Source organism: Kitasatospora sp. NPDC001683, assembly GCF_053596495.1.
On record NZ_JBSFGK010000171.1, the window covers coordinates 1 to 9,098 of the forward strand.

The following is a 9,098-nucleotide window of genomic DNA, read 5'->3' on the forward strand; positions in this document are numbered from 1 at the left end:
TGTTCCGGCGCAGCGCGGAGAAGCAGGAACCCACCGAGACGGTCAGACGACCGTGGTAGGAATCCCCGGCCTTTAGGCTGGGGAGCGGAAGTCAATGGCTGCGCCACATCGACAGCGCCATCGAGCAGGCCATGGCCCGCCTGTTCGCCGCCGACGCGCTGAGCCGGCGCGACTGGCAGGTGCTCAACACCGTTGCCTGCGGGCCGCTGAACGCCGCCGAGGTCGACGAGACCATGGCCGCCTTCCTCTCCCCCGACGAGCCGACCATGCGCCCGTACCTGGACGCCCTCGCCGCCCGCGGCTGGAGCGCCGTCGACGCCAACGGCGCCATCGCCCTCACCGCGCAGGGACGCGCCGCCCACCAGCGCATCAGCGCCCAGGTCGCCGACCTGCGCACCCGGATGATGTCCTGCATGACACCGGAGGAGGTCACCGCCTTGACGACCCTGCTCAAGCGCCTGGCCGGCCACCTCGACACCCTCGCCGCCACCGAGTAGCCCCGCACGCCGCCGCCACGCTGGACGTCGAGCCCGCCGCCTGCCCGGTGGCGGAGGCCAGCACGTACGGGGCGGCCGCCGCCCGCGCCGCCGGCATGCGCTCGCTCGGCTTCCACGGCGACCTCACCGTTCCTCTGGACTGATCGGGAGTGAATCCCGATGAGCCGCACGCCCCGAACGGTCTTGGGCGCACTGGTCCCCGGCGTACTCAACCCCGCTGGGCGACACGCTCCCCCAGCCTGGCGGCCGGGAGGTGCCCCCACGTGCATGGTCCGTCCCGGGAGGCCGGTTCCCGCACGACCCGGCCAGGTGGGCACGGCCAGAGGCGACAGGGGGTCCCGAACCACCGCTCCGGTGGAGAGGGAGCCCCTCACGGTGGCACCGTTCCCGGTGTCCCGGATCGGCGAGCCGCGATGCGCCCGTCCATCTGAAGCCCGACCTCTCGCCGCCGGACTGGGTGACCAAGCACCCGGGGTTCCCGAACGACTTTCCCACCTCCCTCCCCACTTACTTCACCGGCAGCGTCCCGGACGGCTTCCCGAAGGCCGCCCCGGCCTCCCCACCACCCCCGCGGTGGCCCCGGTCGCCGACGCGAGCGACGCGCTGGTCCCGCTGTGGGGCTCGTACCTGCGTAGGCGGCCGTAGGCGCACCCGGCCGGCCCGCCGAAGGGCCGGCCGGGTTCACCGGCCCACGCCGGTCATGGAGGCGACTGCGCCCATTTGCACCACCCCACACTCCCTGCCCGCCACCGGGCAGGACACCAGGGGCACCCGGCCTCACAAAGTTCCGCACAGTGGCCTGGACGACGGGCGGCTACCGGCCAACTCTCCGAGAGTGATGGGCTCTTGGAAATTCCCCACCCCTCGCCATGGATGCGGACAGACCTGCTCGCCCGACTTCCCCACCCACCACCTGCACGCCGACTCGCGGACAGGCGTAAGGGTTCGCACGTGCCGCCGTCCGGATGATGAGGTGGCACGGTGACCAATCATGATGAGGCAGCGAGTGTCCGACCGTTGACACTGGCCTGGGTGCGTCGGCACCTGGAGGCCGGCGAGCGGATCGTCGGAGCCGAGACGCTGCACGGCGGCGCCACCGCCGACATGCGGAGGCTGACCATCGGCACGCGGGACGGAGGCACCCGGCACCTGGTGCTGCGCTCGTTCGTCGACCCGGCCCGGCAGGGTCCGGCCGAGGACCTCCTGCACAGGGAGGCCGACGCCCTGACCACGCTCACCGGCACCGGCGTGCCGGCTCCCGGGCTCGTCGCCGTCGATCCGACCGCCACGCACTGCGAGTACCCCTCGCTCCTCATGACCCACCTGCCGGGCCGGACGGTCCTCGACGACGAGGGGCTGGAGAAGCGCCTGCCCCTGCTGGCCCGTCAACTCGTGGCGGTCCACGCGGTGCGGCCGGCCGTCCGGCCCCGGGAGTACGTGGCGCTGACGACCGCCGACACGGTCGTGACCCCCGAGGGCGCCGACGCCGCGATCTGGGCCGCCGCGATCGACGTGATCCGCAAGCCCGCGCCGCGCTACGAAGGGCGGTTCCTGCACCGGGACTTCCAGCCCGGCAACGTGCTGTTCGACCTGCCGCCCGAGGACCCGGTCGGTGCCGCCGGTGCCCGGATCACCGGCGTCGTCGACTGGGCAGCGGCCTCCTGGGGCCCGGCGGACCTCGACGTGGCGCACTGCTCCACCAATCTCGCGCTGCTGCACGGCCCGGCGTGGGGCCTGCGCTTCACCGAGGCGTACCAGGAGGCCGGCGGGACGCTGGCCGCAGCCGCGCACGAGCGGCTGTACTGGCAGGTGCGGGCGCCACTGGCGTTCTCCGAGGAAGTGCAGTGGGTGGCGCAACCGTGGCAGGAGGCAGGACGGACCGAGCTGACGACACGAGCCGTGGAGGAGCGGCTGGATGCCTATGTCATCTCCTTGATGGACGCGCTGGGCTGAGCCAAGGCGGTCCGGGGCGTCGCCGACCGGCACCGGCCATAGGCGGCTGCGGGCGCAGTAGGGCAGGCCCGCCGAGGGGTCGGCCGGATTCACCTGCCCATGTCGGCCATGGAGGCGACCGCCTCCGCGACGCTCGCGCGGTACAGGCCCATCCGGGGGTTCAGCACGCGTGCGCCGCCGGTGAGCGGGAAGTTGCGGGTGTTCGCGAGCGGCATGCCGTCCTGGTCGGCCAGCACGTTGAGTTCGTTGATGCCCGGGGCGGTGCCGGTGGTGGCGCCGCTCGGGTCGAGGTCGATCACCGCGTAGGCCGTCCGCCCGGCCTGGACGGTGAAGCGCTCCGTGCCGCTCGCGAGCACCGGCTTGATGTCGGCGCTCCGGTCGCGCGCGGCGGAGTCGCCCAGATCGACCCCCGGGGAGGAGCTCAGGCTGCAGGCGCTCGCGCCGGTGTTGTGCACCTCGATCACCCACTGGCTGGGCGCCCCGGCACGGGCCGCCGCGCGGATCGACAGGTTCCGAATGTCGCACGGGCGGGCGGCTGGGGCACCGGTGCCCGCGCCGGAGGAGGTGCGCGGGGCGGGGTGCGAGGGCACCCCGGCCGCCGGTCCGCCGCTCGGCGGCGTGGCGGCCGACGTGGCGGCGGAGGCGACCGGGCCGGCGGGCGGGTCGGTGTCGTCGGGCCCGCAGGCACTCAGTGCGAGCCCCGCCCCCGCGACGAGGACGACGCAGGCGAGCAGCGGACGACGGCGGCGGACGGACATGGAGGCTCCCCGGTGGCGGTACGTGCTGGCGGCGGTGGACACCCCACAGGACGGCCGTGCGGCCGTCTTCGGTGCCGTGCGCGGCGTCACAATCCTGCGGACACGACGCGGACGGAACGGTGACATCCCGTCAGGCAAGCAGCCGGCGCCCGTCGGGCGACGGCACGCCCCTGTCGGATGTCAGGGACCGCGGCGGCCGCCGCGTTCCTAGGCTGGCGAGCACTGGGCCCGACACCTCGTCGGGCCGCTGCACTCAGCAAGGGAGAACCATCCATGCGCAGGATCACCCGCGCCCTGGCCGCCCTCGGGGTGGCCGCCGCCGCGATCGCCACGGTCGGTACCGGCAGCGCCGGCGCCGCCGACGGGTCGTGGGCGGGCTGCCCGTACGGCGCCGTGTGCGTCTACCCGCAGGACCAGAACCCCGCCTCCTCCCCCAGCGCCGTGTACTGGAGCTACGGCGCGCACAACCTGAGCGGCCAGTACGGCAACCACTGGGTGCTCAACAACCAGTCCGGCGGCGCCCACGCGCACCTGTGCCAGAGCTACGGCGGCGGCAGCTGCGTGTACGACATCCCGGCCCAGAACGGGGTCTACTACGACCTGGGGTCGATCAACTCCATCACCCTCGACCGCCCCTGACCGGTCGCCCACCGATGGTGCCCGCCGCTTCGGGGGAGGCGGGCACCCCGACCACGCACGCCCCCGCCCGCCCCCGCCCGCCCCCACGCCCCCAGCCCGCGGCTCAGCGCGTCCAGCGCGTCCAGCGCGGGGCGAAGCCCGACCCGGCGCGTTCCACGTGGGCGGCGCCCGGCCCGGCGAAATGCGCGGGGATGACCAACTCCCCCTGGTCGGCGGCCTGGTGGAGGATCCGCAGGCGGCTGGCGGCGGCCTGGGCCCGGTCCAGGCAGAAGCAGCTGTTGCAGGCGGGGTGGGCCAGCTGCACCGGCGAGTGCAGCAGGTCCCCGACGAACACGGCACGCCGGCCACCGGAGGAAAGGCGCAGTACCGAGGAGCCGGGAGTGTGGCCGGGGGCCTGCTCCAGGACGAGGCCCGGGCCGATGGTGCGGGTGCCGGACCAGGGGGCGGCCTGTCCGGCGGAAAGGACGGGGGCGATGCTGTCGGTGAAGACCTGGTCCCATTCGGCCCGGCGGGCCGGGTCGGCGGCCGGGTCGGCGGTGGTGTGGGCGGCGTCCTGGTGGGCGGCGGGGTCGAAGAAGGCGAGGTCGGCAGCGGGCAGGTGGTAGACGGCGTTGGGGAAGGTGGGGACCCATCGGCCGTCGTGGCGGCGGGTGTTCCAGCCGACGTGGTCGGCGTGCAGGTGGGTGTTGACGACGGTGTCGACGTCTTCGGGGCGGATGCCGGCCTCGGCGAGGAGGTCGAGGAAGCGTCCCTTGCGGTGGTGGAACATCGGAGTGGCGGGGCGTTCGCGGTCGTCGCCGACACCGGTGTCCACCACGACGGTGCGCCCGCCGGTGCGCACGACCCAGGTCTGCAGGGCGCCGAGGTAGGAGCCGTCGACGGGGTCGTAGTGGTCGGCTCCGGCACGGTGCCAGGCACTCTCGGCGAGGCCGGGCACGATCCGTACGGCCGGTGCGAAGGAGCCCTGCCACTCCGTCACCCGGATGATCTCGGCGTCCCCCAGTTCGATCCGTTCCATGGCCATGGTCGTTGCCTCCTGTATGTCGGCTGCTGTCTGCGGGTTCGAGCCGAGCCTAGGCAGCCGGAATGAGCCGTTCAATGCTCCAGCGGCTTGTCCGGATGCGCAATCGGCTCACTATGCTGGCGGTCATGGATGTGGTCAGTGACGCGATCGCGGCGGTGCGGGCGGGACGGCCGTCCTCCAACCGGGTGCGGGCGGCGGGACGTTGGGGGGCGTGGATCCCGGGGTACGCGGGGGCGGGGTTCCATGTGGTGCTGGCGGGCTCGTGCTGGCTGCTGGCCGAGGGCGGTGAACCGGTGCGGCTTCGCACCGGGGATGCGGTGCTGCTGCCACACGGCACCGGACACGCCCTGTCCAGTGGGCAGTTGACGTACCGGCAGGCACGGGCGCTGCCGGAACTGGATGCCCTGCTCACCCGGCCTCCGGAGGAAGGCGGGCAGGCCGGCGCCGAACTGCTGTGCGGCACGTACCGACTTCACCGGGGCCCGGCGCATCCGCTGATGAGCGAGCTGCCACCGCTGGTCCACCTGCCCACCCGTGGCGGTGGGCATCCCGAACTCGCGGCAGCCGTGGAGCTGTTGGGCGCGGAGCTGGCCGCCGAGCGACCGGGCGGGCGGCTGGCCGTGCCCGCGCTGGTCGACCTGCTGCTGGTGTACCTGGTGCGCGCGTGGACGGTCCGGCCCGGGGCCGGGCGCTGGAGTGCGGCGCTGGCCGATCCGGTGGTGGCCGCGGCGTTGGCCGCCCTTCACGCCAACCCGGCCCACCCGTGGAGCACCGAGGCGCTGGCCCAGCGCGCGGGCGTCTCGCGGGCCACCCTCAACCGCCGGTTCACCGCGCTGACGGGCCGGGCACCGATGACCTACCTGACCTGGTGGCGGATGACGCTGGCCGCGGCCCTGCTGCGCCAGGACGCGGAAGCGCTGGAGACGATCGCCCACAAGGTCGGCTACGGCAGCGGGTACGCACTCTCGCACGCCTTCGCCCGCGAGTTCGGCACCACCCCGGGCCGCTACCGCACCGCAGCCACAGCCACGGCCCCCGTGGCCACGGGCGCCACGGGCGCCACGGGCGCCACGGGCGCCACGGGCGAGGATGCGGGGCGTGCGGACGCCACCGCACCAGGGCGCGTTGAGGACCGGTCGAAGGACTCATAACCCGCGGTAGGGTCTGCACCGCCGACCAAGCCCCTCGGCCAACCCTTCGACCAGGCATGACCCCCGGCGCCGTACTCCTCACCGCCATCACCCACCCTCTACGCCTTCCCCGCCACACCCCCACCCGCACCGGCCGCCGCCAGACCGCAGGGTTGCGCCGCCCCCACGTGGGCAGCGGGGCAGCGGCGTTGCCGGGGTGCTCAGACCACATCGAGGTTGGCCATCGGGGCCGGTCCGCTCCCCCGTGCCGGGGCGAGCCGCGTCGCCGGGGCGGGGCGGCCGGTCGGCTGCGATGGCGATGGGGTGTCCTCTCCTCAACTGCCGTGCTGGTCCTGGCGCGTGACCACCTCCGATGTCATGACCCGGTGACTATCCTGTCTAAGATCAATATTGCTATGGGGTTATTCCCCGGGTGGCATGGAGGCGGCCGTGGACCTGAACACCCTCACCCAGTTCCTCGCGGTGGCGCGGCTGGAGCACCTGAGCCGGGCGGCAGAGGAACTGCGCGTCGCCCAGCCGTCGTTGAGTCGCTCCATCGCCCGGTTGGAGGCCGAACTGGGCACGCCGCTGTTCGAACGGGGCGGGCGGCTTCGGCTGAACGCGGCCGGGGACCTGTTCCGCGGCCACGTCGAACGCGCCCTCGGCGAACTGGAGGCCGGACGGCGGGCGGTGGCCGAGGCGGCCGGGGCGGGGCTGGGGACGGTGCGCCTGGCGTCGGAGACCTTCCTGGCCTTCAGCGGACCGCTGGCGGCGTTCAAGCGCTCGCACCCCGGCGTGGAGATCGAGCTGCACCAGCTGTCGGCCGAGGAGATGGCCCGGCAGCTGCGCGCCCGGGACATCGACCTGGCCGTGGTCTCGCAGCCGATCGCCGCCGATGGGCTGGAGCGCGTCCAACTGCTCGACGAGCCAGTGGGGTTGGCGGTCTCGGCCGGGCACCCGCTGGCCGGGCGTGGCCCGGCGGGCCGCGCCCCTGAGGGCCGTACCCGCGTGGGCGTCGCCGAGCTCGCCGACCAGCCGTTCATCGCCGCCCGCCCCGGCCACTGGCAACGCCGCCTGCTGGATCAGCTCTTCGCCGCCCAGGGCCTGACCCCCAGGATCGTCTGCGAGAGCGACGAGGCTGGCGCGATCGCCGAGCTGATCAGCGCGGGCCTGGGCATCGGCCTGGTGCCCGGCCTCGCCCGACGCACCGCCACCCGCCTGCCGCTGGTGTGGATCGACGTCGACAGCCCGCACTGCCGCCGCACCCTGACCCTGTTCTGGGGCGCGGGCGGGCGCCTGAGCGCCGCCGCCCGGCTGCTGCGCGAGACGATCGCGCGCTGGGACTGGACGGCGGGCGCGGCCAGGACGGCCCCCTAGATCAGATCCTCCCCGACAAGGTGTCGCGCCGGGCGGGGTCGCCGCTGCGGTGGCCGGTGGTGAACCAGACTCCGAGCCGGTCGGAGTTCCTCTCCGCGGGCGGACCACCGCCCGCTCTTCTTCCGGACGAAGGGGCCGCGCTTCCCGGTGTCACTGCGAAACGGCTCCCCATGTCTCCGGTGCTGCTCGCAGAACTGCGAGCAGCACCGGATCACCTCAGCCCGGCCCACGCGTGCGCAGGACGTCGGCAGGGCCGACTTCCCGCGCTTATCGCCGGGTTGCCCGGGCGGCGCGGGCAGGGCGGCGCGGGCACGGCAGTCAACGGTGCGCTCCGACCGCCGGCCGAGCGAACGCGAGAAGACGCCCCGGGCCGTTGGCGGCCCGGGCGCGTGAGGTGTCGGTCAAGCGCAGCGGCGCATCAGATCTTCCCGGAGAAGGTGTCGCACTGGGCCAGGTCGCCGCTGCGGTAGCCGGTGGTGAACCAGGCCTTGCGCTGGTCGGAGGAGCCGTGCGTCCACACCTCCGGGTCGATCCTGCCGGTGGCCTGCTTCTGGATCCGGTCGTCCCCCACGGCCGCGGCCGCGTCCAGGCCCTGGGCGATGTCCTGGTCGGTGAGGACGGCGATCAACGGACGGCCGGTGGAGGCCTGCGGGGTGGTGGTGGCGTGGTGAGCCCACACCCCGGCATAGCAGTCCGCCTGCAACTCCAGACGCACCGAGGCACTGGTCGCGCCCTGACGGTCACCGCCGACCTTCTGCATCGTGCCCAGCAGGGTCTGCAGGTGATGGCCGTACTCGTGGGCGACGACGTACGACTCGGCGAACGGGCCGCCCTTGGCGCCGAAGCGGGTGGAGAGCTCGTCGAAGAAGCCGAGGTCGAAGTAGGCCTTCTGGTCGCCCGGGCAGTAGAACGGGCCCACCGCCGACGTCGCCGCACCGCACGCGGTGGACACCCGGCCGGTGAACAGCACCGTCTGGGCGGGCTTGTAGGCGGTCTTGGTGCGGCGCGGCAGCTCCGTACTCCAGAACTCCTGGAGGCTGTTGGTGACCGCCGTGATCCGGCAGTCCTGGCGCTTGTTGGCGTCCGCGCCCTTCTTGCAGGACTGCTGCACCTCGCCGTCGGTGCGCACCCCGGAGGAGGAGGCGCTGCCGCCGCCGGAGGACAGGCCCAGCAGCTGGGGGTCAACCCCGAGCAGGACCGCGAACAGCACCACGACCAGGCCCAGCGCCCCGCCCCCGAGGGCGACCTTCCCACCCGGGATGCCGCGCCGGTCGTCCACCTGCGAGGTATCGAGGTCCCCCTGGTCGTCGAACTGCATGCCCCTTGCCTGCCCACTTCTCGTCGAACTGCCGGTGTGTCGGTGTCGCTTCGGTGGCGTCCTGTGCCGCCCGCGCCGCCCAGCCTACGGGCACCCCGCCCGAACGTGCCGCAGCCACCGCATCCCACCACCCCGCCCCACCCGCGGACCAGCCCGGCGGCGACACCCGAGCACCGAGGCTGGGCGCCGCGGCGGCCATCGCGGCGCGGAAGGCGCCCGGGCGTTCGCCGATCGGGCGCAACGGGCCCGGGAAGTCGGGGATCGTGTGCAGGCCGGGTCGTCCGGCACCGTACCGGTGGCGGTTGACCAGCGGCTTCCCCGTTTCCATTGCGCCCCAGCCGGGTCCGCCCCCAGGTCGGTGGGCACGGCGAGCAGGCCGAGGCGGGTGAACTCGGCGAGGTC

Annotated in this window: 8 protein-coding genes; 5 read left to right on the plus strand and 3 right to left on the minus strand. The window is 73.9% G+C overall.

The genetic code is table 11. The features are described 5' to 3' along the window. The first annotated feature begins 131 nt into the window (after positions 1 to 131). Together ACWCYO_RS39370 and ACWCYO_RS39375 are read left to right on the plus strand one after the other, a co-directional pair. Positions 132 to 497 carry a hypothetical protein gene (locus tag ACWCYO_RS39370; RefSeq protein ID WP_449786893.1) on the plus strand — a complete coding sequence of 122 codons (366 nt, stop codon included), beginning with the start codon at positions 132 to 134 and terminating at the stop codon, positions 495 to 497. 981 nt (positions 498 to 1,478) lie between these two features. Continuing rightward, positions 1,479 to 2,450, plus strand: coding sequence for a phosphotransferase family protein (locus ACWCYO_RS39375; protein ID WP_449786894.1), 972 nt, complete (start codon positions 1,479 to 1,481; stop codon positions 2,448 to 2,450). Positions 2,451 to 2,539: 89 nt separating this feature from the next. On the opposite strand, the gene ACWCYO_RS39380 is transcribed toward ACWCYO_RS39375, so the two are convergent. Continuing rightward, positions 2,540 to 3,208 (minus strand): DUF4232 domain-containing protein, encoded by a 669-nt coding sequence (locus ACWCYO_RS39380; protein ID WP_449786895.1) that lies wholly within the window; start codon positions 3,206 to 3,208, stop codon positions 2,540 to 2,542. Positions 3,209 to 3,481: 273 nt separating this feature from the next. On the opposite strand from ACWCYO_RS39380, the gene ACWCYO_RS39385 reads away from it, so the two are divergent. Further along, entirely contained in the window at positions 3,482 to 3,847 is a 366-nt protein-coding gene (locus ACWCYO_RS39385; RefSeq protein WP_270150113.1) for a hypothetical protein, read from the plus strand. A gap of 103 nt (positions 3,848 to 3,950) precedes the next feature. Here ACWCYO_RS39385 and ACWCYO_RS39390 read toward each other — a convergent pair whose 3' ends face one another. Then, on the minus strand, positions 3,951 to 4,871 hold the full coding sequence (locus ACWCYO_RS39390) for an MBL fold metallo-hydrolase (protein WP_449786896.1): 921 nt from the start codon (positions 4,869 to 4,871) through the stop codon (positions 3,951 to 3,953). A 125-nt stretch (positions 4,872 to 4,996) separates the two neighbouring features. On the opposite strand from ACWCYO_RS39390, the gene ACWCYO_RS39395 reads away from it, so the two are divergent. Together ACWCYO_RS39395 and ACWCYO_RS39400 are read left to right on the plus strand one after the other, a co-directional pair. Then, positions 4,997 to 6,022: an AraC family transcriptional regulator gene (locus ACWCYO_RS39395; RefSeq protein WP_449786897.1), complete on the plus strand. Its 1,026-nt coding sequence runs from the start codon at positions 4,997 to 4,999 to the stop codon at positions 6,020 to 6,022. A 429-nt stretch (positions 6,023 to 6,451) separates the two neighbouring features. Beyond that, positions 6,452 to 7,378 carry a LysR family transcriptional regulator gene (locus ACWCYO_RS39400; protein ID WP_270150110.1) on the plus strand — a complete coding sequence of 309 codons (927 nt, stop codon included), beginning with the start codon at positions 6,452 to 6,454 and terminating at the stop codon, positions 7,376 to 7,378. Between the two features lie 418 nt (positions 7,379 to 7,796). On the opposite strand, the gene ypfJ is transcribed toward ACWCYO_RS39400, so the two are convergent. Further along, positions 7,797 to 8,696: a KPN_02809 family neutral zinc metallopeptidase gene (gene ypfJ / locus ACWCYO_RS39405; protein ID WP_270150109.1), complete on the minus strand. Its 900-nt coding sequence runs from the start codon at positions 8,694 to 8,696 to the stop codon at positions 7,797 to 7,799. Between the last annotated feature and the right edge of the window lie 402 nt (positions 8,697 to 9,098).